The 25261-nt window shown below is 34.2% G+C and carries 21 protein-coding genes; 14 read left to right on the top strand and 7 right to left on the bottom strand.

Annotated features, from left to right (window positions below; genetic code table 11):
- Positions 1–74: 74 nt before the first annotated feature.
- A complete protein-coding gene (pyrR, locus tag PQO00_RS06575; RefSeq protein WP_274184038.1) occupies positions 75–614 on the bottom strand; it encodes a bifunctional pyr operon transcriptional regulator/uracil phosphoribosyltransferase PyrR in 540 nt (179 codons plus the stop codon).
- A 434-nt stretch (positions 615–1048) separates the two neighbouring features.
- On the opposite strand from pyrR, the gene PQO00_RS06570 reads away from it, so the two are divergent.
- The 9 genes from PQO00_RS06570 (at position 1049) to PQO00_RS06530 (ending at position 9478) form a co-directional block, all read left to right on the top strand.
- Complete coding sequence (locus PQO00_RS06570; protein ID WP_274184037.1) at positions 1049–2656, top strand: phospholipase D-like domain-containing protein; 1608 nt, start codon at positions 1049–1051, stop codon at positions 2654–2656.
- Positions 2657–2699: 43 nt separating this feature from the next.
- Positions 2700–3239 (top strand): hypothetical protein, encoded by a 540-nt coding sequence (locus PQO00_RS06565; RefSeq protein ID WP_274184036.1) that lies wholly within the window; start codon positions 2700–2702, stop codon positions 3237–3239.
- Positions 3236–4915, top strand: coding sequence for a GMC oxidoreductase (locus PQO00_RS06560; RefSeq protein WP_274184035.1), 1680 nt, complete (start codon positions 3236–3238; stop codon positions 4913–4915). Before PQO00_RS06565 ends, PQO00_RS06560 begins: the two co-directional genes overlap by 4 nt.
- Positions 4854–5990, top strand: coding sequence for a ferritin-like protein (locus PQO00_RS06555; RefSeq protein WP_274184034.1), 1137 nt, complete (start codon positions 4854–4856; stop codon positions 5988–5990). Before PQO00_RS06560 ends, PQO00_RS06555 begins: the two co-directional genes overlap by 62 nt.
- Before the next feature lie 59 nt (positions 5991–6049).
- Positions 6050–6616 carry a DUF1566 domain-containing protein gene (locus tag PQO00_RS06550; RefSeq protein ID WP_274184033.1) on the top strand — a complete coding sequence of 189 codons (567 nt, stop codon included), beginning with the start codon at positions 6050–6052 and terminating at the stop codon, positions 6614–6616.
- Between the two features lie 90 nt (positions 6617–6706).
- Positions 6707–7156 carry an SRPBCC family protein gene (locus PQO00_RS06545; protein WP_274184032.1) on the top strand — a complete coding sequence of 150 codons (450 nt, stop codon included), beginning with the start codon at positions 6707–6709 and terminating at the stop codon, positions 7154–7156.
- Positions 7157–7166: 10 nt separating this feature from the next.
- A complete protein-coding gene (locus PQO00_RS06540; protein ID WP_274184031.1) occupies positions 7167–7568 on the top strand; it encodes a hypothetical protein in 402 nt (133 codons plus the stop codon).
- A 713-nt stretch (positions 7569–8281) separates the two neighbouring features.
- Positions 8282–8815, top strand: a complete 534-nt coding sequence (locus tag PQO00_RS06535; RefSeq protein WP_274184030.1) for a hypothetical protein — start codon at positions 8282–8284, stop codon at positions 8813–8815.
- 45 nt (positions 8816–8860) lie between these two features.
- The gene (locus PQO00_RS06530) at positions 8861–9478 is read left to right on the top strand and encodes a TMEM175 family protein (RefSeq protein WP_274184029.1); all 618 of its coding nucleotides are present in this window, start codon (positions 8861–8863) and stop codon (positions 9476–9478) included.
- Between the two features lie 130 nt (positions 9479–9608).
- On the opposite strand, the gene rpsA is transcribed toward PQO00_RS06530, so the two are convergent.
- Complete coding sequence (gene rpsA / locus PQO00_RS06525) at positions 9609–11441, bottom strand: 30S ribosomal protein S1 (protein WP_274184028.1); 1833 nt, start codon at positions 11439–11441, stop codon at positions 9609–9611.
- Positions 11442–11797: 356 nt separating this feature from the next.
- Here rpsA and PQO00_RS06520 point away from each other — a divergent pair, with 356 nt between their 5' ends.
- Positions 11798–12178, top strand: a complete 381-nt coding sequence (locus PQO00_RS06520; protein ID WP_274184027.1) for a LysM peptidoglycan-binding domain-containing protein — start codon at positions 11798–11800, stop codon at positions 12176–12178.
- Between the two features lie 352 nt (positions 12179–12530).
- Here the strand turns inward: PQO00_RS06520 and cmk are convergent, their stop codons facing one another.
- From cmk to PQO00_RS06500, 4 genes are all read right to left on the bottom strand, one after another.
- The gene (gene cmk, locus PQO00_RS06515) at positions 12531–13223 is read right to left on the bottom strand and encodes a (d)CMP kinase (RefSeq protein WP_274184026.1); all 693 of its coding nucleotides are present in this window, start codon (positions 13221–13223) and stop codon (positions 12531–12533) included.
- A gap of 840 nt (positions 13224–14063) precedes the next feature.
- A complete protein-coding gene (gene porQ / locus PQO00_RS06510; RefSeq protein ID WP_274184025.1) occupies positions 14064–15083 on the bottom strand; it encodes a type IX secretion system protein PorQ in 1020 nt (339 codons plus the stop codon).
- A gap of 284 nt (positions 15084–15367) precedes the next feature.
- The gene (lon, locus tag PQO00_RS06505; RefSeq protein ID WP_274184024.1) at positions 15368–17818 is read right to left on the bottom strand and encodes an endopeptidase La; all 2451 of its coding nucleotides are present in this window, start codon (positions 17816–17818) and stop codon (positions 15368–15370) included.
- 189 nt (positions 17819–18007) lie between these two features.
- A complete protein-coding gene (locus PQO00_RS06500; RefSeq protein WP_274184023.1) occupies positions 18008–18658 on the bottom strand; it encodes a rhomboid family intramembrane serine protease in 651 nt (216 codons plus the stop codon).
- A gap of 62 nt (positions 18659–18720) precedes the next feature.
- On the opposite strand from PQO00_RS06500, the gene PQO00_RS06495 reads away from it, so the two are divergent.
- Positions 18721–19599, top strand: a complete 879-nt coding sequence (locus PQO00_RS06495) for a lysophospholipid acyltransferase family protein (protein WP_274184022.1) — start codon at positions 18721–18723, stop codon at positions 19597–19599.
- Between the two features lie 415 nt (positions 19600–20014).
- Here the strand turns inward: PQO00_RS06495 and glmM are convergent, their stop codons facing one another.
- A complete protein-coding gene (gene glmM, locus PQO00_RS06490) occupies positions 20015–21409 on the bottom strand; it encodes a phosphoglucosamine mutase (protein WP_274184021.1) in 1395 nt (464 codons plus the stop codon).
- Between the two features lie 79 nt (positions 21410–21488).
- Between glmM and PQO00_RS06485 the strand changes: the two genes are divergently transcribed.
- The 3 genes from PQO00_RS06485 (at position 21489) to PQO00_RS06475 (ending at position 25134) form a co-directional block, all read left to right on the top strand.
- The gene (locus PQO00_RS06485) at positions 21489–22088 is read left to right on the top strand and encodes an acyl carrier protein phosphodiesterase (protein ID WP_274184020.1); all 600 of its coding nucleotides are present in this window, start codon (positions 21489–21491) and stop codon (positions 22086–22088) included.
- 561 nt (positions 22089–22649) lie between these two features.
- Complete coding sequence (gene ggt / locus PQO00_RS06480; RefSeq protein ID WP_274184019.1) at positions 22650–24338, top strand: gamma-glutamyltransferase; 1689 nt, start codon at positions 22650–22652, stop codon at positions 24336–24338.
- Positions 24339–24411: 73 nt separating this feature from the next.
- Complete coding sequence (locus PQO00_RS06475; protein ID WP_274184018.1) at positions 24412–25134, top strand: hypothetical protein; 723 nt, start codon at positions 24412–24414, stop codon at positions 25132–25134.
- Positions 25135–25261: the final 127 nt, after the last annotated feature.

The raw sequence follows: 25261 nt of genomic DNA, 5'->3' as shown, positions 1-25261 counted from the left end.
TTTAAAATCCTTTCGACTGCACTCGATCCAACCCCTAACTTCTAACTTCTAACTTCTAACTTCTAACAAAATTATTATTTTTCGATTAAATAAACGGAATCTTCATTATCATTTTCTTTCCAGTTTACTTTCACTTTTTCATTATTTATAACATCCACTTGCCTACCTCTATAATCGGGTTGTATAGGTAAATGCCTACTAAAACGCCTGTCTATTAACGTTAATAGTTCTATTTCGTTTGGCCTTCCAAAAGATTGAATGGCTGTTAAAGCTGCTCTAATGCTACGTCCAGTATGCAAAACATCATCAATAAAGACAATGTTTTTATCCTCAACTAAAAAGTTTATTTTAGTGGTATTAGCTTCAAGTGTCTTTTCTCCTCTACGAAAATCATCTCTATAAAATGTAATATCCAAATGTCCTAATTGAATGTTTTTAACCTTGTAATGGTCTTCTAATATTTTTGTTAATCTGTCAGCTAAAAATACACCGCGCGGCTGTAAGCCAATTAAAACGGTATTAGAAAAGTCGGTGTGTTTTTCAATGAGTTGACAAGCCAATCGATGAAGAATGATGTTTACCTCTTTTGCGTTAAGTAAAACTTTTTGACTCATATATACTATCCAAACGTGTTTGGAGTACAAAGATAATGCAAAATTTTAGAAGTAGAAACATAAAAGTTATAACCAATACTATTGAATAAAAAGTCCCAACGTCTCGAAAGCTTTAAATTGTAGACTACATCTATCTGCAAATTATTTTAATGCCCATCATAACTTTTAGTTTATAAGCTATGATAAATATAACATCATGATTATAAACACTGTATGCTTCTTATTCTTTTAAAATTTAGTCCAAAATGAAAAATTAAAAATGATCAACCCTATAAATATGTAGGATTTTTTTTGCTATTATAAAAAATAAATCTAAATTAGCGAAGAAACTTCTCTCAATAAGACAAAGAAATTACTGTCTTTTTTTCTATAAACGCGTATTAATTTATTATATCTCTCTAACATAGACATATTTAACCTACTAAATTGAAAATATGAGATTAAGAAATCAAGTAAATGGAGTTTCATTGCATGTTATAGCGGGAACCCATGTAGTGGTACTTTGCTTAGATGTAAATGAAACTGCAAGAAAAGAATTATTGGGTTTTTTGCTTAAACGTAAAGAAATCAAAACTGGAAAAGCGACCAACCTAAAAGGGTTTAAGGAATTTAAAGAAAATGGCTATAAAAATGATACATCCATAATTCAAGCCTTTCTTTGGAGTGATTATACGGCAGAACCAAATACCAATTACGAATATTCTGCAACACCAGTTTATGGTACTCCTGAAAACAGAAAAAATGGTCATGAAATTAAAGTAAATATTACTACTGAAAATCCAAATTCAGGGACACATGGTGTCTTTTTTAATCGTGGTACTGTTGGACAAGCTTATGTTAGAAAGTTCGACAATAAAAGTCCGGACAAAGTTCCTAATAATGAAGCTTACAAATGGCTATCTCGAGGTTTAGAAGAAGCCATGTTGGCTTTTATTAGTGAAGCTAAAGGAAAGGATTATGCTTTGCGTGTTGCTGCTTATGAATTTGACCATGTACCGGTCATTCAAGCTTTATATGATGCTTCCAAAAGAGGTGCTGATGTGAAAATTATATACGACAGGTCAAAAGTTGGTCCTTGGAAAAATACAGATAAAGCCATAACCAATGTACCCGGTGTAGAAAAATTAATGATTCCCAGAACAGCAAATTCATCTATAAAGCACAATAAATATATCGTGCTGCTCCATAAAGGAAAACCTATAGAAGTATGGATGGGCTCTACCAATTTTACAAAAGGGGGCATTTTTGGACAATCTAATGTTGGACATATTGTAAGAGATGAAGCTATTGCTCAAGCATATTTTGAATATTGGACACGACTTTCCAGGGACCCTCAAATGAAAGATATACGTCTTTTAAACGAAAATCACACCCCAACTCCTAATGGAAACCTACAAAAGGGAATTACGCCTATTTTTAGCCCTAGGCCAGATTTAAGTATTCTGGATTGGTATGGAAAACAAATTGAAACCGCAAAACAATCCATTGGATTTACCGCTGCTTTTGGAGTCAATCAAGAATTTGCGGATATCATGAGCAAAGAAGACCATTCACTTCGGTACATTTTATTAGAGCATGAAGGAAATACATTTAATGACTTTAAAGATACACCAAACAACAGAATTGCTTTAGGTGCCATACTCCATCAACTAGAGATAAAAGAAGAAGGCTTAAAAAATTGGGAAGCCGAACACCTTACCGGCTTAAATGATCATGTTAAGTATTTGCATACAAAATACCTTTTTATAGACCCCTTAACAGATGACCCCATACTTATTACCGGATCGGCTAACTTTTCTAAAGCTTCTACGCAAAATAATGATGAAAACATGATTGTTATTCGCGGCAATACCGCTGTTGTAGATATTTATATTACAGAATTCATTCGTCTTTTTAACCATTATGAATTTCGTGACCAAATGGCCAATAAAGGATTGGACGAAGTCTATTTTAGCGATTATTTGGCAACAGATAACTCTTGGACAGATATCTACTTTAAAGAAGGCACCCAACACTTAAAGGAACGTGAATTATTTCGCTAATCACATCTAAAAAACATAATCAATAACCCAAATAATACACATTATGATAGGAGGTCCTGTTTGTAATGAGAATCTTTCTGCTGGTTTAATTTTTGCAGAAGGACAACATCTTACATATCAAAACAAAGAAGCTTTATGGGATATTTTTGAAGCTATTGGCAAAAATTGGTCTAACACTATTTACGATTCCAATAACCAAAGAAGTTCCTGGTACGAAATGATAAAAGCAAAAACCGAAAACGCCCCGAATTATTCAGGTGAATATGTTAACGCTATTTATGTTTTAAATGAATTATATGACTTGTATGGTAAAGAAGAGGCTTTTAAAAAGTTGTTTTTTGAGAGCGGTGTAGATAACAGTGCGCCACCAACTACTCGATTAGCACATTGTAAAATATATGTTGTTAACGAGTTTATCCGAATGCAAGTCACAGCTGGAGGGTTTAAAAGTTGGGGTACTAAGTACGGAGGAGAACAAGCTAAGAATTATCATGGTTTTTTGGGAGGAACCCGTTACAATCGTATTCCAAAAGTACGTGCTTATGATCCAGATACTACTAATTTAAAAAACGACCAGGAATGAAAAATCAATTTGACTATGTTATAGTTGGAGGAGGAGTTGCAGCGGCAACTCTTGCTAAAGGGTTATTAGAACATAAACATGATACTGCTATCTTAATTTTAGAAGCCGGGCCAGAAATTATAGCAAAAGACAGACGTTTTTGGTGGGATTACATTACCCGAGGGGAAAGACCATATACATTTACATACGATCAAAAATTTGAAGCCGATTCAACGGGAAATATCGACTATCAAACCGATGGTGTTCGTGTAAAAGCGTACGGAGGTTCTACCATGCACTGGGGAGCTTGGTCCTTACGTTTTAGACCAGAAGACTTTAACCTTTTTACCAATACGGGAGAAGGTGCAGATTGGCCTATTAATTATGAAGACTTAGAAACATATTATAATGACGCAGAGTCATTTTTATCGGTTTGTGGTGATGACCGTGCCAACTGGGTACCTAGATCAAAACCATACCCAGCACTACCTTTCGAGTGGACTGCAGCAGATGGCGAAATGATCAAGGCCTGGGAACAATTAGATGTTGTATATCAAGATGGCGATATAAACCCTGGTGTCACAAAAAAAATAAAATCTGGCAAAATGCCGATTGCTCGTTACCGAAAATGTATGACAACAGGAACCTGTAAATACTGCCCTATTGGAGGCCGATTCAATGCGCAATATGTATTAGATGATTTAAAAAATGACTCCCGGTTCATTAATTTTGAAATTCGGATAAACGCGCCAGTACACCAAGTAAACACTTCAAGTAAATCTAAAATAGAATCTGTAACATACACAGATAATTTAAGTGGCAAACAACATACGGTTATAGGTAACACTGTCATTTTAGCTTCAGGGGCTTACAACGTTCCTAAATTATTAAGAGCCTCTAAAAATGAATTCTGGAAAGACGGCATAGGTAACGATTATGATTTAGTTGGACGTTTTGTGGTATCACACTCCATGTTAAATGTCGTTGGTAAAGCACCGTCAAACCCCAATGGATGGTTCCAAGAGTATGATTTTCCAACGCTAATGTCGCATAGCTACAACACTAAAGAACATCAAAAAAAAGGGAAGATTTTTATGTTTAAAAACCGTACAACACCCAATGTAGATATTGCTCAATTAATGATTGATGGAAAGACCAGGGAAGAAATCGATGCCATGGTATATGGTGAGATGACTGTTAATATTCAGGCTTTTTTAGAAGAAAAAGGAAAGTTCAATAATAGATTAGAAGCAAAACCAGGAAAGGATCGTTTTGGTTTACCACAAACAACAGTGCATTTTAGTAGAACAGAACAAGAAATGAAAAATGCCAATGATCGCTTAAAATTATTGGAACAGATTATTGAAAAAATGGGATTGGAAATAACATCCTCTCGTATAGACAAACCAGGCGGACACCATACTACAGGAACTGCCCGTATGGGCACAAGTCCAGAAAACAGTGTGACCGATAAATTTATGAAGGTACATCATACCGATAATCTATATGTATGTTCCAACGCTACTTTTCCAACAGGGAGCGCAGTAAACCCAACACTTACACTTACGGCAATGGCTTTTAGATTAGTAGACCACTTTATAAACAAACAACCAAAAATTAATTCAAAAACAAAAAATGTCAACAAAAGAGATACAATTCAAAAATTCCTTTCAGGAGAAAGCCACAAAATTAAATAATGTAAAAGAGCTTATTCAACATTCTAAATCTGTAGGTAATGTAGATGAAGACAAGTTACATGTTTTAAAAGAATTATTAAATAGCGCTGTCATATTAGAATTTGCAACCATTCCCATTTACCTACAAGCCATGTGGACCATCAAGGACAATAAATGTGAAGTAGCAAAATCAATTCGTAATATTTTTCAGGAAGAAATGCTTCATATGGCAATGGTCTGTAATATGATTGTTGGAATTGGTGGAGAACCTAGAATATACAACACGAAAAACAGACTAAAGTATCCTTCCGGGCTTCCAGGTGGTGTACACCCAGATCTTTTTCTATACTTAGAAGGATTAAATGATTGCTCACTTAGGAATTTCATGGAGATAGAATTGCCAGAGGAAATTGCCAAAATATATGATTATGAAACAAAAGAACCTGTAACCATAGGAAGGCTTTGTAACAAAGAAGGGGTGATTAGCGATACTAAGCACCATCAAAGTTACGAGCACAATACAACGATAGGAGCATTATATGACCGTATTAACGAATTATTTCAAGAGCTACAACCAAAAATGAATGTAGAGCGCCAATTAGCAGGTCCCTTATCTTGGTGGGTAATGGCAGATGCCCAAAGTGTTTCTAAAGCTATCGATATGATTAAAGAACAAGGAGAAGGTTCTGAAAATGTAACGCCTGCCAGTACTGGAATAGATAATTTAGCCCATTTTTATCGTTTTTGGGAAGTCTATTACAAAAAGAAAATTGTGCAGGAAGGAGACAAATATTACTTCAAAGACCCCATGCCCCGACCAGAACTATATCATGTTGCGAGAATCCCTGAAGGTGGTTATAAAAAAGAAGATGTTTCGCCCGAAGTCTGGCATTTAGTAAACAGTTTTGATGAAGTATACACAGACTTGTTGAAGTTCTTAGAAGATGCCTGGGCCATAAATGGAAGAGGACAAGCCGCTCTAGTAAATGCGATTGAGGTTATGTTCAAATTAGAGCAATTCGCCCTACCCCTTATGCAAATCCCAATCCCCGACAAAGAAGGCTTACATTATGGCCCTTGTTTTAGAATTCTTTAAACAATGATAATCATATAAATAAACCAACAATAAAATTTCAACATTAAAAAATTGATACCATGAAACAAAAACAAAATATTTTAATCGCTTTTTTGGTTTTACTAACTATAAACACCTTTGCACAAAGCAAAAATATACCTAAATATACCATTGGTCAAAATGTGCCAGCATTGGGAGGCATTATATTCTATTTGGATTCAACTGGACAACATGGATTAGTATGCGCTCCAGAAGATCAGAGCACAGGAAGTCAATGGCATTATGGAGCCTTCACTAATACTAAATCATATGACAGTATTGTTGGTTCGGGAAAAGCCAATACAGCAAAGATTATTGTGAGCCAAGGGGTTAAACCTTATGCCGCAGAGCTTTGTTATAATCTAAATCTAAATGGTTTTACAGATTGGTATTTACCATCAAAAAAAGAATTAAGTCTCATGTTTTCAAATATTGGGCGTGGCGCTAAACCTCCAAATAAAGAAGTTGGTAATTTTGCTAGCGACTTCTATTGGAGCTCTACAGAACTAGATCTTAACTTCGCTTGGGCACAATACTTTTTGGAAGGCAACATATTCACAGACCTTAAGAACCATGAATGCCGTGTTAGAGCTGTTCGTTCCTTTTAACAAATGGATAATGTCCGAGATAAGATATTTATAGCAGCGAGGAATTATCAAAATTAAGATTTCAAACAAAAGAAAATTATCTATAACAAAATGAATAACGAATATAAAAATTGGCGCGTCGTTGTGGTATGTGAGCTAAATGCTTCTGCTGCTAAAATATGGCATATAGTTGGTGGCTTTTATAATATTGATCAATGGCATCCAGATATTCCAATTTGTGAAGTTCCAGAAGAACAAGGAGAAGAAAGGGACATTCGCAGAAAATTAACTTTTCCCAATCAATCTCCAACATGGGAAGAATTAGTTTTTATGGATAATGAAAATATGTGCTATAAATATAAATGGCATAAAGGTGAATGGGGTGAAACTACACAAAAATATCATGCCCAGATTAAAGTCATAGAAACCGAGTTGAATAAGTGCTGTTTAGTACAATGGTCCTCAAGTTTCTATTCATTTGAAGATGGTTTAACACCATTTTACAAGAATGGATTTGAAAATTTGGTAAAAATGTTTGGAGGAAAATTAATTAATAATTAAAAACAAAAAAATGGGAAGTTTCGTAGAGATTAATGACACATTACAATTAACAACTGAGCAAGGATTTCCAGCTCATATTTTCGACTTAGAAAAGCACCAAAAGAACCCTGTTACATTAAAAGATGTAGAAGGAATGGTATTTGAGTTTAAAGACAAACCTAGTGCCCGTATTTTTCAAATAGATCCGGTAAGAGTTTATTTTGTACATAATGTAGATGGGAAATGGCTGTTTTGGGGACGTGTTTTAATTCAATCACAAAAAATAGAAAAACAATTTAATGATGATGGTACTTGGGACGAAGGTTCATGGAAAACTTCTGGGTCATACACTATATTGAATGTATATGATCCCGAATACCAGCATAAATTCACTTTAAATGAAGCACCAGACGATAGAAATTATTATAAATAAAAAGTATCAACTGAAAAATGAGAAACTTTAAGTAACGATATTCTTGCCAATATTATTGCTATTATTATGGTTTTGGGGTTAACAAATAAATCATAATTTAAAAGCTTTTTATATGGTTAATATCTACTAGGTTTCTCATGATTCGGTTATTTAACATACATAGAAAAACTATGGCTTCATTGTTTACAAATGTCATTGGTTAATCTTATACCAAATAAACTTTAAAATGAGGGTAAAATAATTTAGAATATAGCATGCACAGATGAATAATAAAATCTAAGCATAGCCTAAGCTCAATGTTATTAAGTTAAGGCCGTAATGTCAGTCTGAGCGCAGTCGAAGACCTATTGGAGTTCTAGTTTTTATTAGCATTTCGACTTTTAGTTTATACTGAGCGTAGTCGAAGTACTCAATGTGACAAATAAAGAACAAATTTCCTTAACTTAATGACATTGAGCCTAAGCTACGGTTCTATACCCAGTCAAGCTGAGCACATAGTTTTATTATGAAATATGTGCGCGATAGAAATGAATTATTAGCTTCATTTTAAAGTTTATTTGGTATTAGTATCTAAACATACACTAGCTATCATTTATTTTTTATTGGCTCCATACAGGAAAACCTGTTGAGTTTTTAGGCTAATCAATAAAAATACAATCATATAATATTCAAAAACATAGCTTTAACATTCATTGGAAGCAAAAACAAAAATCATGAAAAAAATATTTATTTTACTTATCGGAACTTTAGTTATCTCTTGTAATCAAGGTAAAAATGAAAAATCAAAGACAAATGAGAGCACGACTAAATCAACTAAAACAGTGGATAATTTTGATTGGCTATTAGGTAAGTGGAAAAGGAGTAATGAGGAAATTGGGAAAGAAACATTTGAAAATTGGGATAAAAAAAGTAACACTGAATATGTAGGATTTAGCTATACAACCCAAAAAAGTTATACAACCCAAAAAGGAGATACTATATACGAAGAAAAATTTAGGCTTGTAAAATCAAATAATAATTGGAATTTTAAAATTGAATTAAAAGGTGAAACCACACCATCTTCATTTAAAATGACGAGCTATAACACTCAAGAGTTTATTTGCGAAAACAAAGCTTTGAACTACCCTAACAGGAAGTCTGATTCTCCCAACGAAATAAAATATTGGAAGAGCAACGATAAACTATATGCTACAATCTCGGGAAAAAAAATGAAACTGCAGTTTGAATACGTAAGGTTAAACAACTAATTATAAATAGATAAAGACCCACTAAAAAAGTTTAGAATATTTATAATGAAAAACGACATGACATCGGAGAGATTAGAGGCTTTTAGTGATGGTGTACTTGCAATTATCATCACCATTATGGTCTTAGAATTAGAAGCACCTAAGGAATACACTATAGAAGCTCTTTTTGAAATCTTACCTACATTTATTAGTTATTTGGTAAGTTTTTTATACGTAAGCATCTATTGGGTTAGCCATCATCAGTTATTTAAAATAGCAAAAAAAATAAATGGTCAAATTTTATGGACGAATTTACACTTACTATTTTGGCTATCTGTAATTCCGTTTACGACAGATTGGATAGGAGATGGCAATCATCATTCTGACATTATTCCTGTTGTTTTGTATGGTTTTGTACTTCTTATGAGTCAGTTGTCATTTCTATTATTAAGAAGTTCTATTGTTAAAATTCATGGAAAAACTTCTCAAGTAGGAAGCTACTTAAGCGGAAATTCTATAGACTTTATCTGTGTGCTTACTTATATTATTGGTTTATACTTAGTTTTTTTAAATACATATATAGCTATGACCATTTTTTTATTGGTAGGCATACTTAAAGTCATTGAGTTAAAGTCTATTTCTAAAAAAATACAATCCAGAGGTTATGGTTTCTTTTCAAACTAATTACTGTTTTTTGTTTTATACCATTTTTTTAGAGCGATATATTCCAAAACAAAAAAGCCTTCAATCTCTTGAAGGCTTTAATTCTATAATGGATTTCCATTTTCACGGAAATGAAAAATTAATTTTTCAATTATGCTTTTCCGTCCATTTTATCTTTAAGAGCTTGTAAAGCATCATTGGCATCACCTAAAGTTGGTTTTGCTTCTGCTGCTGCACTAGCTGCTTTCTTAACTGCCGCTTTAACGTTAGCAACCTCTTCAGCTTTAAATACAGCTGTGTGAGACGCTACAACACGTTTAAACTCTTTATTAAATTCTATGATCTTGAATTCTGCAGCTTCGCCTTTCTTAAGTTTACTTCCATCTTCTTTTTCAAGATGACGAGAAGGCACAAATGCAACGATGTCTTCATTAAACTCAACAGTCGCACCTTTATCAACTATTTCTGCAATAGTCGCATTATGAACAGTTTCTAAAGCGAATTCTGTTTCATATTTATCCCAAGGGTTATCTGTTGTTTGTTTATGACCTAAACTCAATTTACGTCCTTCAACATCTAACTCCAATACGATAACTTCCAACTTATCTCCTACTGCACAGAACTCGGATGGATGTTTAATTTTCTTAGTCCAAGATAGGTCCGAAATATAAATCAATCCGTCGATACCTTCTTCTAGTTCAACAAATACACCAAAGTTTGTAAAGTTACGAACAACACCTGTGTGCTTAGAACCTAACGGGTATTTACCAGTAATATCCGTCCATGGATCTGGAGTTAATTGCTTAATACCAAGAGACATTTTACGATCTTCTCTATCAAGAGTTAAGATAACAGCTTCAACCTCATCACCAACGGAAACGAAATCTTGGGCTGAACGTAAATGTGTAGACCATGACATTTCAGATACGTGAATTAATCCTTCAACGCCATCAGCTACTTCAATAAATGCACCGTAATCTGCAATAACAACGACTTTACCTTTTACTTTATCGCCTACCTTCACCTCTTCTGCAAGCGCTTCCCATGGATGTTTGCTTAATTGTTTTAATCCTAATTGGATTCTTGATTTGTTTTCATCAAAATCAAGTATTACAACATTAAGTTTTTGGTCCAATTCTACAATTTCATTTGGATGATTAATTCTAGACCAAGATAAATCTGTGATATGAACTAAACCATCTACACCGCCAAGATCGATAAATACACCGTATGAAGTAATGTTTTTAACAACACCTTCTAATACTTGACCTTTTTCTAATTGACCAATAATTTCTTTTTTCTGTATTTCAATATCAGCTTCAATAAGAGCTTTATGGGATACTACTACGTTTTTGAATTCGTGGTTGATTTTAACAACTTTAAATTCCATAGTTTTATTTACGTACTGGTCGTAATCCCTAATTGGTTTTACATCAATTTGAGAACCTGGTAAGAATGCTTCAATTCCGAAAACATCTACAATCATACCTCCTTTTGTTCTACATTTAACAAAACCATTAACGATTTCACCTGTGTCATGAGCCGCATTAACACGATCCCATGCTTTAATAACACGTGCTTTTCTGTGAGATAGTACCAATTGACCTGTTGCATCTTCACGAACATCGATCAATACCTCTACTTTATCACCAACTGCTAAGTTAGGATTGTAACGGAACTCGTTTAAAGAAATAACACCTTCAGATTTTGCATTGATATCAATAATCGCATCTCTATCAGAAATGTGAACTACTGTACCTTCAACAACTTCATCGTTAAGAGTGTCAACGAAATTTTCTGCTACTAATTTTTCAAATTCTTTAAGTTGTTTGTCATCAACCTCATCAATACCTTCCTGATAATTGTGCCAATTGAACTCTTTTAAGAATTTTTCTGGATTTGCTTTAGCCTCAGATACTACTGGAGCCTCTACTTCTGGAGCCTCTGTTACTTCAACTTCAGCTTTTTTTGCTTTTTCAGCCATTTAAAAAATTGTGAAGTGTTATTAAATATCGCTTTTGCCGAAACCTAATTACACGACGTTTTTGTATTCTGTATGTTTTGGAAGATGTTAAGCGGAAAACACACAGAAGTGTTAATTTCATTATAGTTTCATTCCTTTTATCTTTCAAAATCCGCTAAAAGGAGCGCAAAAATAAACATTATTAACTTAATTACCTAAAGAGATATGAAAATAATAGTCATATATGTCACTATAAACCATAATTATAAAGATTAACATGCCTCCTTTTTTAGCAATAAAATTTAATCTTTTGAAATGAATTTTTGACTAAAAATTCCTATATTGTAAGACATGTATTAACTTAAAATTTTATGACTATGACAATAAAATCGAAATACCAGCCAGTACTAGATTTAGGACAGGAACTCAACATTCAAAACGGTGATGTAAAAGAAGAAAATGGGACTTTAAAAGTTTGGGGGACCGCCAAAACCCAATACGAAAAAAACATACTTTGGGATAAAATAAAAGAAATTGGAGGCGAAAACCCAAGTGATATTATGGCAGATATTAAAGTGGCCGATGAAAGTGTTTATCATAGACATACTGTAAAAAGTGGAGAAACACTAGGAAAAATAGCGCTTCAATATTATGGTAAGGCTTCAAAATACCAAGATATTTTTAAAGCAAACTCTGATATATTAAAGAATCCTGATTTAATTCATCCAGACCAGGAATTAATTATTCCAAATCCGTAAAAGGCAGATAAATCTAAAAATAAAAGAAATCAAACCAAAGATCCCGCTTTTCGGCGGGATTAGCCTGCCACAAAGGTGGTTAAACTATTTGTTTTGACTACATTGCTTCTCAATTTCTCCCACGCTATAAGTATGGACCAAAATACCATTTACACCTTGAATTTACCCAATAAAATGTGTCTTTTTGCACTACATTTCGTTATAAAAATAAAACAGAGTGAAGGCTATGTTTAATTTTTATGCCTCATCTATCACAAAAAACCATCATTTTCTTTTTGTGTAAATTCAAAGTATAACTAGTATAAAAAGCAGCTGTATATCGAGACCATTCATAAACACTTGCTTTTTTTTATTAGCAATCTTCTAAGGTCTTATTTACTAATTGCAAAATTTTATCGAATTGCTGCTGCAATGTCAAGTTTGAATTATCAATTTCAATAGCATCTTTAGCTTTAACGAGCGGAGAGTCTTTCCTATTGGAATCTAAATAATCCCGTTCTTCAACATTTTTTAAAACGTCTACATATTTAACTTGGTCGCCTCTTTCAATAAGTTCATCATAACGTCTCTTTGCCCTGGTTTCTGTAGAAGCCGTCATAAACAACTTAAGGTCTGCTTTAGGAAAAACCACGGTACCTATATCTCTTCCATCCATAACGACTCCCATATTTTTTCCCATCTCCTGCTGTTGCTCAACCAATTTTTGCCTTACCTCGGAAACAGCTGCCACTTTACTAACAAAACCCGACACCTCTAACGTTCTTATTTTTTTCTCAATATTAATTCCATTTAAATACACCTCGGCAAAACCAAGAGTTTCATTAAACTTAAAGCTTATTTCTATATTGGGTAACTTATAAATAAGCGCTTCAACATTAAAGTCTTTATCGCCAATAAGCCCGTTTTCCATGGCATAAAATGTAACAGCTCTGTACATAGCACCAGTATCGACATATACATAACCTAAATGTTTAGCAAGTTGTTTGGCTACAGTACTCTTTCCCGTTGAAGAAAATCCGTCTATAGCTATAGTAATTTTGTTCATTTTTTAAGTTTGAAGTGCCTAAAATACTTAAAATGCCTAAAGTGAAAAACAAATAACCTAAATTAAATTTAAGTTTGAAGTGCCTAAAGTACTTAAAGTGTCTAAAGTGTCTAAAGTGTCTAAAGTGTCTAAAGTGTCTAAAGTGGAAAACTAATAACTTGAATTGAATTTACCTTAAGTACTTATAACTTTAAATACTTGCAACTTTAGGTACTAATTCTCGTAAACCAGTTTGAAGTGCCTAAAGTACTTAAAGTGCCTAAAGTGCCTAAAGTGTCTAAAGTGTCTAAAGTGTCTAAAGTGAAAAACAAATAACTTGAATTGAATTTACCTTAAGTACTTATAACTTTAAATACTTGCAACTTTAAGTACTAATTCTCGTAAACCAGTTTGAAGTGCCTAAAGTACTTAAAGTGCCTAAAGTGTCTAAAGTGTCTAAAGTGTCTAAAGTGTCTAAAGTGTCTAAAGTGTCTAAAGTGAAAAACAAATAACTTGAATTGAATTTACCTTAAGTACTTATAACTTTAGACACTTATAACTTTAAGTACTAATTCTCGTAAACCAGTTTGAAGTGCCTAAAATACTTAAAGTGCCTAAAGTACTTAAAGTGCCTAAAGTGTCTAAAGTGTCTAAAGTGTCTAAAGTGTCTAAAGTGTCTAAAGTGAAAAACAAATAACTTGAATTGAATTTACCTTAAGTACTTATAACTTTAAATACTTGCAACTTTAAGTACTAATTCTCGTAAACCAGTTTGAAGTGCCTAAAGTGGAAAACTAATAACTTGAATTGAATTTACCTTAAGTACTCATAACTTTAGACACTTATAACTTTAAGTACTATTTATCGTAAATCTATTTGCAAACCAAAAAAGTTTGAATTTGCGGCACTTGTATATTTTGCATGCGTATAACTAAAACGCATCTTATTCATTTTAATTGAAATCCCTGCAGATAACCCTGAGAAGTTACGCTGATCTACAATTCGTAATTCTTCACCTCTACGAAAATTATAACCTAGCCGTATATTAAAACCGCCTTCGGGAAATATCTCAGCACCAATGATGGTATGCCTTATTATTTGGCCCAAAAAACCAATCTTTTCATTCGTTTGGTTTCCTCCTAAATCACTAACAGACTGAGCGGGGTTTGGTCTAGCTATTGGCCAGTTCTGAAGATTTTCAAAAGTAACATGCCAACGAATTGGCACATTTTCCAACCGTTGGGACATTCCAAAATCAACTTCAAACGGAAGACGTTCATTAAGTCCGGCATATGTTGTGATTTGGGTCCCTATGTTCCTAATGGCTATCGCGGCATTAAAATCCAATGCTTCATTAATATACAACAAGCCTAGATCTACGGCCACACCGAGCGAATTATATTGCTCTAATTTTGATGTAATAAGCTTAACATTGGTCCCAAAATAAAAATCAGAATAGCCAATTTGAAGCGCATACCCCATAGAAAGAGCAGCTTCATTACCTGTAAATGTGCCTGTACTATTACCACTTTCATCATACCCGTCAAATGAACCGTAGTTAATATAAGTAACACCAGCATGAAATGTTTGTGTTCGCCTGTCTACAGTATATGCATAAGAAGCAGTACCATAACCAATATCTCCTAAATAACTTGTGTAATTTACTGCCAGCTGATTATCCATTTCAACATTTATAGTTGCAGGATTGAAAAGCCCCTGGGTGACATCATAGTCAACATTGGTCAACACCTTACCTCCTAATGCAGCCTGACGAGGCGACGATATCAAATTAAGAAATTGATAGGTCGTTTCTCCTCCAACTTGAGCCATAGCCGGAACACTGAGAGAAAAACAGAAAAAAGCGATAATTTTCTTTAGCATATTGTGAGACACAAAGTAAGTAAATCTATCTTAAAACGATAGCAAGTATCTTTTATTTTGTAATGAATTCATCAAAACGCAAAACCAGTACAAGTTCCCATAAAAAAAGAAACTGTCTAAAAGACCTATATCATTTAATTTGTCTGGTTGAGCACTTCGCCTGTGCTAAGCACAGACTTTGTCGAAATAAACATTTAACTTACTGATTACTATTAAATTAAAAATATTTCAACAAGCTCAATATAACATTAAATTTATCTTTTAGACAGTTTTTTTATTTGATTTTAAAACTTTTTGGCATTCTTGACTTTTTGGTCTGTAAGCGCTATTTTAATAACATCGCTCATGTCCGTTACATAATGGAATGTGAGCCCTTTTAAATAATCTGCTTTAATTTCCTCTATATCGCGTCTATTCTCTTCACACAACAAAATCTCTTTTATGCGTGCGCGTTTTGCGGCTAATATCTTTTCTTTAATCCCTCCAACAGGAAGCACTTTTCCACGAAGTGTAATTTCTCCTGTCATCGCTAAACTTTTCTTTACTTTCTTTTGTGTAAATAGCGAAACTAATGATGTTAGCATGGTTACACCCGCACTTGGTCCATCTTTTGGTGTGGCACCTTCTGGTACGTGAATATGCACATTATATTTGTCAAAAACAGTCGCGTCTATTCCAAAATTATCTGCATTGGATTTGATATATTCCATAGCAATGGTAGCAGATTCTTTCATCACTTTACCTAAGTTACCTGTAATAGAAAGTGTGCCTTTCCCTTTTGATAAAATAGATTCAATAAACAGGATGTCGCCACCAACGCGTGTCCAAGCTAATCCAGTCACGACACCGGCCACATTATTATTTTCATATTTATCGCGTTCTAATTTAGGGCCTCCTAAAACTTCAACGACATCTTCATTAGAAACCTTAATATTATAATCTTCTTCCATGGCAATATTTTTGGCAGCATAGCGTACCATTTTTGCAATTTGCTTTTCTAAGCCACGAACACCAGATTCACGTGTATAACCTTCTACGATCTTCTCTAATTGCGCTTTACCAATCTTTAAGTGGTCTGTAGACAAACCATGTTCTTCTAATTGTTTGGGCAATAGATGACGTTTAGCTATTTCAACTTTTTCTTCAATAGTATATCCAGTGACATTAATAATCTCCATACGGTCATGTAATGCTGGTTGAATAGTAGATAAACTATTAGAGGTTGCTATAAACATCACTTTAGAAAGATCGTATCCCATTTCTAGGAAATTATCATAGAACTCACTATTCTGCTCAGGATCCAAAACTTCTAACATAGCTGATGACGGATCACCTTGATGAGAATTGGATAGTTTATCTATTTCATCTAAAACAAAAACAGGATTAGACGTGCCTGCTTTCTTTAGACTTTGGATGATACGCCCAGGCATAGCTCCAATATAGGTTTTACGATGCCCTCTAATTTCTGCTTCATCACGTAAACCCCCCAGTGAAATACGTACATATTCCCTACCTAAAGCTTCTGCTATAGATTTACCTAGCGATGTTTTACCAACTCCAGGAGGTCCGTACAAACATAAAATAGGTGATTTCATATCGTTGCGCAACTTCAGTACCGCAAGATATTCTATGATTCTACGCTTAACGTCTTCCAATCCAAAATGATCTCTATCCAGAACCTTTCTAGCACGTTTTAAATCAAATTTGTCCTTACTAAATTCGTTCCAAGGCAAATCTAAAAACAACTCTAAATAATTACGTTGAATAGAGTATTCTGCTACTTGTGGATTCATGCGCTGCATTTTGGATATTTCTTTATCAAAATGCTTGGCCACTTTCTCATCCCATTGCTTTTCACTAGCACGCAATTTCATTTCTTCGAGCTCTTCATCATGACTTACGCCTCCCAACTCTTCTTGAATGGTTTTCATTTGTTGGTGCAGGAAGTACTCACGTTGTTGCTGACTCATATCCATTTGAACTTTAGACTGAATATCATTCTTAAGTTCTAATTTTTGAAATTCAACATTCATAAACTTAAGCGTGGCCAAAGCACGCTTTTTAAGATCGTTCATTTCTAAAAGCGCCTGCTTTTCTGCGACCGAAAGATTCATGTTAGAAGACACGAAGTTTATCAGAAATGAATTGCTTTCTATATTTTTAATGGCGAAAGATGCCTCACTTGGAATGTTTGGGTTCTCCTTGATAATTTCCAACGCCAAGTCTTTTATAGAGTCTATAATGGCGGAAAACTCTTTATTGTTATCTGCGGGCTTTGCCTCTGCCAAGTCTCTAATAGTCGCATTCATATAGGGTTCTTCAGTAAGAACTTCTGCCACTTTAAAACGTTTTTTGCCTTGGATAATAACTGTTACGTTACCATCCGGCATTTTTAAAACACGTAGTATTCTTGCCACGGTACCTGTTTCATTGATATCTTTCGCTGTTGGGTTTTCTACAGTCTCATCTTTTTGAGAGACTACACCAATAACTTTCCCGCCTTTATTAGCGTCATTTATTAGTTTAATGGATTTGTCCCTACCTGCTGTAATGGGAATAACCACTCCTGGAAACAGTACCGTATTTTTCAATGATAAAATAGGCAGTGTTTCTGGCAACTCCTCACTATTGATAGCTTCTTCATCTTCTGGTGTCATTAATGGAATTAATTCTGAGTTTTCATCAAATTCCTGTAATGACAAACTGTCAAAGGCTATAAAATTAGATTTCTTCATATATACTTTTAGGTCAATATGTCATTAAAACAATATTGAATATTTTTTATGTTTATTTTTTAAAAAATTAAATTGATGAATATCAGGTATTTAAATATTAATAGCGCTATACATCATTTCTATAAATTCAATAGCTATGCCATATATTATTTTAAAGCTTTAAAATTAGTAGAAGTATATTTTAAATACTTACACCTTCCCCATTTTCTTTAAAACAAATAGCAAGACAATAGGTATTGCCAATAAACCGATCATAAGTAAATTGGTTTTAAACAACCCGGGCGACAAGATCAAAGTAATAAGGTAACCGCCAATAGCACCTCCAAAATGAGCATCATGTCCAATATTCCCTACTCTGTTTTTCATCCCGTAGATAGAATATAATAAATACCCAATCCCAAAAATATATGCTGGGATAGGTACTGGAATAAAAAACAGATACAAATTCATTCCCGGTCTCAATAAAATAGCGGCATATAAAATCCCAGTAACAGCACCACTCGCTCCAACGGCACTGTAATGATACTCCCTTTTGTGGAAATAGAACGATAACAGACTACCAAATAATAGACTGCCTATATAAATTAAGAGAAAATAAAGCGGACTTAAAAGCGTAATAACAACCCCCGCAAAAAAATACAGGGTAAGCATATTAAACAATAAATGTTGTGTATCTGCATGTAAAAATCCAGAGGTAAACATTCTAATCTGTTCGCCTCTTTGAATGCCCCCTATATGAAATTTATACTTATCGAAAAAGCTATAATCACCAAAACCTTTATAGGATATGATAACATTAGCAGCTATTATAATTATGGTAATTAAGTCTAATTTGCCCATGTAGTGTAAACGTTTAAAATCTATTTAACATATATTTGTCGCTACAAATCTAAAATTATTTAATGCAATTTCTAACTTATATTATTGTTTATCCATTTTTATGGTCTATATCCAAACTTCCCTTCAGGTTATTGTATATAGTTTCAGATGGTCTTTACCTATTACTTTATTATATTATAGGCTACAGAAAAAAGGTGGTCAACAATAATTTAAGACTTGTTTTTCCTAACAAAACAGAAAAGGAAATTGCCACTATTAGAAAAAAATTCTACAGGCATTTATGTGATATGTTTTTAGAAATGGCAAAAACCATGTCCATATCTAAAAAAGAGCTAAAAAAACGTTTTAAAATCACCAACCCAGAAGAGCTTAAACGTTTAGAATCTTTAGATAAAAGTGTTATTTTAATATTTGGACATTATGCCAGTTGGGAGTGGTCTATAGTGCTTCAAAATTATATAAATTTTAAAGGGTTGGCGGTTTATAAAAAGCTAGCAAATAAACATTTTGACAAGTTGATAAGGGGCATTCGTTCCAAATTCAACACGACATTAATTAGCACCAAAGAGACGATAAACATTATAAACCAAAATGAGTCCAAGGGCATTAAAAGTATTACAGGGTTCTTAAGCGATCAATCTCCCAGGCTAAGCAAAGATATATATTGGAATCATTTTATGGGAATTAAAGTGCCATGTTTCACTGGCGCAGAACGTTTAGCAAAAAAGTTAGATTTGTCCACTGCTTATTTAAAAGTAACCAAAGTAAAACGAGGGTTTTATGAGGCAGAAGTTATAACCCTTGCAGAGGATCCTAATAAACATAAGGATTATGAATTGACCAATCTATTCCTTAAAGAAGTAGAGAAGCAAATCCATGAAGCTCCCGAGTATTATTTCTGGACGCATAAACGCTGGAAACATAAGGACAAGATAGCCTAAGCGTTTTCTTTTATGAATCTTTAATACCAATTATGAATTAAAATACGCTATTCAAACTCATTCATTAATTCGTTTTTTCTCTTTACTCATCATTTCCATAGCTTAGGCAATGCAAATAACTCGCAGCTGGCTAAAACAAATAAGCAATGTCGCTTTCTGTAGCTCATTTTAATTCATAATTGGCATAATAAACTATCTTAAAGTAAAATTATAAGCCAAGAAAGCAAATATGATTTTAGGCGAAAGAAAAAACAGCGTATGTCAAACAATCTTTCCTAATGTTTATTAACATAAACACCAAAAAAGAGGACTAAATGACATGGCCTCAAAACTTAGCTTCGGGAAATTCTTTACGAATTAAAAAACTAGTTTTGCGCCTGTAAACTTTATAACGAAGTGTTACTATTAAAACAAGTTAAACTTCTGCATTCGCAATAGCTCCTATCTCCTCAATAAACTTATCTGCCAAAGTGTTGGCTTCTTCTTGCGATTTTGCCTCGGTATAAATTCTAATAATAGGTTCTGTATTACTTTTACGAAGATGCACCCAACTTTCAGAAAAATCTATTTTAACGCCATCAATAGTGGTTAACTGTTCATTTTTATAACGATCCTCTATGGCTTTTAAAATCCCGTCAACATCTAACTCTGGAGTTAATTGAATCTTCTTCTTACTCATAAAGTAGTTAGGGTATGTTTTTCTAAGCTCACTAACACTTATGTTTTTATCAGCTAATAAACTTAAAAACAAAGCAACCCCAACCAATGCATCACGACCATAGTGGGATTCTGGGTAAATAATCCCTCCATTGCCTTCTCCACCTATAACAACCTTATTTTTTTTCATAAGGCTAACAACATTCACCTCACCTACTGCGCTCGCTTCATAAGTACCTCCATGTTTTTCGGTAATATCCCTTAACGCTCTGGTAGAACTCATATTGCTAACAGTATTTCCGGGGGTTCTGCTCAGTACGTAATCTGCACAGGCCACTAGGGTATATTCTTCTCCAAACATCTCCCCATTTTCATCCATAAAAGCTAAACGATCCACATCTGGGTCTACAACAATACCAAAATCTGCTTTATGTTTCTTTACTTCAGCAGACAAATCCGTTAAATGTTCCTTTAAAGGTTCTGGGTTATGCGGAAATTGTCCATTTGGTTCACAGTATAATTTTATAACATCTACACCTAAACGCTCTAAAAGCAACGGAATAGCAATACCCCCTGTTGAGTTCACACCATCTACCACCACCCTAAAACGTGCTTGTTCAATAGCTTTTACGGTCACCAATGGTAAATCTAAAACCTCTATAATATGTAAATCTATATATGCTTTGTTTTTTGTTATTTTTCCCAGACTATCAACATCAGCAAAGCTCATACTGTCACTTTCTGCGATATCTAAAATTTTCGCACCTTCTACAGCATCTAGAAATTCCCCTTTTTCATTTAATAATTTTAAAGCATTCCATTGTTTTGGATTATGACTTGCTGTTAATATAATGCCTCCATCTGCATGCTCCATAGGTACAGCTACTTCAACTGTTGGGGTTGTAGACAATCCTAGATCAATCACATGAATTCCCATACCCACTAAGGTATGCATCACTAGATTCTGAATCATTTTCCCAGAAATACGGGCATCCCTACCAACAACCACACGATAATTTTCTTTTTCCCTATTCTGTTTTAGCCAAGTGCCATAGGCAGCAGCAAATTTCACAGCGTCAATAGGTGTTAGATTTTCGCCTACCTGTCCGCCTATAGTGCCTCTAATTCCTGAAATTGATTTTATAAGTGTCATGTTATTATTTTGAAATTAAAAAAGCAAATATACAATTCCAAAATGGGAATTCTTAAAACGGAATTCGTAAATTTCACAAATGAACTACTTAGCACATATTTATCTTTCAGGAGAAAATGATTTAGTAACCATTGGTAATTTTATTGCAGATGGCATTAAAGGAAAAGATTATAAAAAATATCCAAAAAACATTCAAACAGGTATTTTATTACATCGAAATATAGACACCTATACAGATGCTCATAAAACGGTTAGACTAAGCACAAAAAGGTTGCACAAGAAATATGGCCATTATTCCGGGATCATCGTAGATATTCTTTACGATCATTTTCTTGCTAAAAACTGGAATCAATATAGCACCATATCTTTAGAAAAATATGTAAATGCTTTTTACGACTCTTTGGAAGAGCATTACAGCATACTACCCTTGCGGGTCCAAAAAATGATGCCATATATGATAGCAGATAATTGGCTTTTAAGTTATGCTTCTATCGGCGGTATCTCCAGGGTCTTGGACGGTATGAATAGAAGGACTAAAAATCGATCCGGGATGAATGAGGCTATTGTTGAACTGGAAGCCTTCTATAAAGAATTTGAAAATGAATTTACAGTATTCTTTAATGAATTAATTACCTTTTCCAAGCTAAAACTTAAAGAATTGAATAAAGAAGCGGTTTAAAAACTAAATCACTATACATTGGAAATTCATAGGTTAAATCTCGAATAAAATTCGATTATGAGGATGAATATTGGCTAGAAGATGGAAGTTGGAAGTTGGAAGATTGAAGATTGAAGATTGAAGATTGAAGATTGAAGATTGAAGTTAGAAGTTGGAAGTTGGGAGTTGGAAGATTGAAGATTGAAGATTGAAGATGGAAGATGGAAGATTGAAGATGGAAGATGGAAGATTGAAGATGGAAGATTGAAGATTGAAGATTGAAGATGGAAGATTGAAGATTGAAGATGGAAGTTGGAAGTTGGAAGTTGGAAGTTGGAAGATTGAAGATTGAAGATTGAAGATGGAAGGTTGAAGATGGAAGATGGAAGATGGAAGATTGAAGATTGAAGATTGAAGATTGAAGTTGGAAGTTGGGAGTTGGGAGTTGGGAGTTGGGAGAACACGCCCTTTTTTGAAAACAACTTTGTGTTTCAAACTTCCAGCTAAAAAAATAAAATGTATATAAACTAAAGTAACTATAATAAATTGCAGGGACTTAACTTTTAACCTGATATATAAATTATGAAACGACTACGATACGCGATCTTATTATTTACCATTTGTTTCTCATGTAAAAAAACCGTCGAGCCTAGAAAAACAGGTCTCATAACCAAAAACGCCATGGTCGTTTCTGCTCGAGCCGAAGCCTCAAAAATTGGTAGTGACATCCTTAAAAAAGGAGGCAATGCCTTTGATGCCATGGCTGCTATGCAATTGGGTTTAGCAGTTGCTTACCCTTATGCGGGTAACATAGGCGGGGGCGGCTTTATGGTTTACCGAAAATCAAATGGTGAAATTGGCGCCTTAGATTATAGGGAAAAAGCACCATTAACAGCTACAAGGGATATGTATTTAGATGAAAAAGGAGACGTTATACCCGAAAAAAGCACATTAGGGGCTATGGCTGTTGGTGTACCAGGGTCTGTAGCGGGTCTCTTTGCCGTTCATGAAAAATTTGGTAGCTTACCTATAGAGGATATTATAAAACCATCTATTGATCTGGCATATAAAGGGGTAATAATAACCAAGAAACAAGAAACTAAAATAAAAAGATACCAGCCTCTTTTCTTAAAAGCCAATAAGGATTCCATACTGTTTAGCAAAGTGTGGAAAGCTGGTGATACCATAAAATATCATGCATTAGCAAAAACATTGGAACGCATTTTACAACACGGAAAAGACGAATTTTATAAAGGTGAGACGGCTAAACGACTGGTCAAGTTTATTCAAGAAAATGGCGGCATTTTAACTGAAGAAGATTTAGCAAAATATAACGTTAAATGGCGCCAACCTACTACATTTATGTACGATGATCTAAAAATAATTTCCATGCCTCCACCATCTAGCGGAGGTATTTGTTTAGCGCAAATAATGACCATGATCGAACCCTATGATTTAGATAAATTTGGTCATAATTCGGTGAAATCCATTCAAGTAATAACAGAAGCAGAACGCCGTGCCTATGCAGATAGAAGTTTTTATTTAGGAGATCCCGATTTTGTTAATATCCCAGGTGATACACTAATAAGCAAATCCTATTTAAATGATAGAATGCATACCTTTTCTTTTGAAAAGGCAACACTATCCGGCCATGTTTCACACGGCGATGTTCAAGTCATTGAAAGCGATGAAACCACGCACTACTCTATCGTCGATCCATTTGGTAATGCCGTATCTGTAACGACAACCATTAATGGCGCCTACGGTTCAAAACTATACTGTTCAGATTTGGGGTTCTTTTTAAACAATGAAATGGACGACTTTAGCAGCAAACCCGGTGTTCCAAATATGTTCGGGCTTATAGGAGCAGTTGCCAACAGTATCGTTCCGGAAAAACGGATGTTGAGCTCCATGACACCCACAATAGTTGAAAAAAACAACAAATTATTTATGTCTCTCGGTACTCCCGGCGGCTCTACCATTATAACATCTGTTTTACAAACGATTCTTAATGTACATGAGTATAATATGACCATGCAGGAAGCAGTAAACGCACCGCGCTTCCATCACCAATGGCTTCCAGACGAAATTAGAATGGAACCAAATTCTTTTAATGACACCTTGATCTTTCAGCTCGAAAAGTTAGGGTATTCCATAAACGAAAAAGATTCACCAGTAATAGGCAAGGTCGATGGAATACTTGTTTTAGATGACGAATTGTTAGAGGGAGGTGCAGATTATCGAGGGGATGATACAGCCATCGGTTTTTAAGGTTTTCCTTTCCCTAAAACAATAGTATTTAATAATTTAGTCCTGTTTTAAAAAAAATAATCATAAAGGTTTTATGACAAAAAAATCAAAAAAAATTTTTAAGATAATATCTGGAGTCGTTATATTTTTAACACTACCCAGCTTATTGTTCTTTGGTTTTTTATTTTTTAAATACAACGAGGACCTACCTAATGGCATTCAAGGTGAAGAAGCAGATGCCCTAGCTTACAATATGCTTAAAGCCCTGGATTATAATGCCTTTAAAAACACCAATCATATTGAATGGACCTATAAGAAAAGACATCATTATAAATGGGATAAGGCAAATAACATCTGCGAAGTTTACTGGAAAGAATTTAAAGTAGATCTGGATTTAAATGACCATACCCAAAGTAAAGCTTATGTACACAGCTTTAAAGTGGAAAATGATATGGCTGAAGAATTAAAAGAAAAAGCTTTAAATTATTTTAATAACGACTCCTTTTGGCTAATAGCTCCTTATAAAGTTTTTGACAAAGACACCGAGCGTCGGCTTGTAACACTTGAAAATGGCGATAAAGCACTTTTAGTGACCTATATCTCAGGAGGATCCACCCCAGGGGATTCTTACTTATGGTTGTTTGACGAATCAGGCAAGCCTACAGCTTTTAAAATGTGGGTATCTGTACTCCCCATTGATGGTCTAGAAGCCTCATGGAGCAACTGGACCACTACAGAAAGTGGCGCTCAATTACCGACGTTTCACAAATTACTTGTTATAGGTCTAGAAATAAACAATATCAAGGGAACCAAATGATTTAATCGCAGTACTCAGTACTCAGTAAGCTTTTCTAGCAGATGTATGATTTTTTTACTTTTATTTAATACTACACAGATAAGACTAGTACTGCGACTGAGTACTGAACACTGAGTACTGAACACTG

Source organism: Flavivirga sp. 57AJ16 (assembly GCF_028736925.1).
Lineage (GTDB): Bacteria > Bacteroidota > Bacteroidia > Flavobacteriales > Flavobacteriaceae > Flavivirga.
Note: the sequence above shows the minus strand (reverse complement) of the source record. Positions and strands in the feature narration are given on the sequence as shown.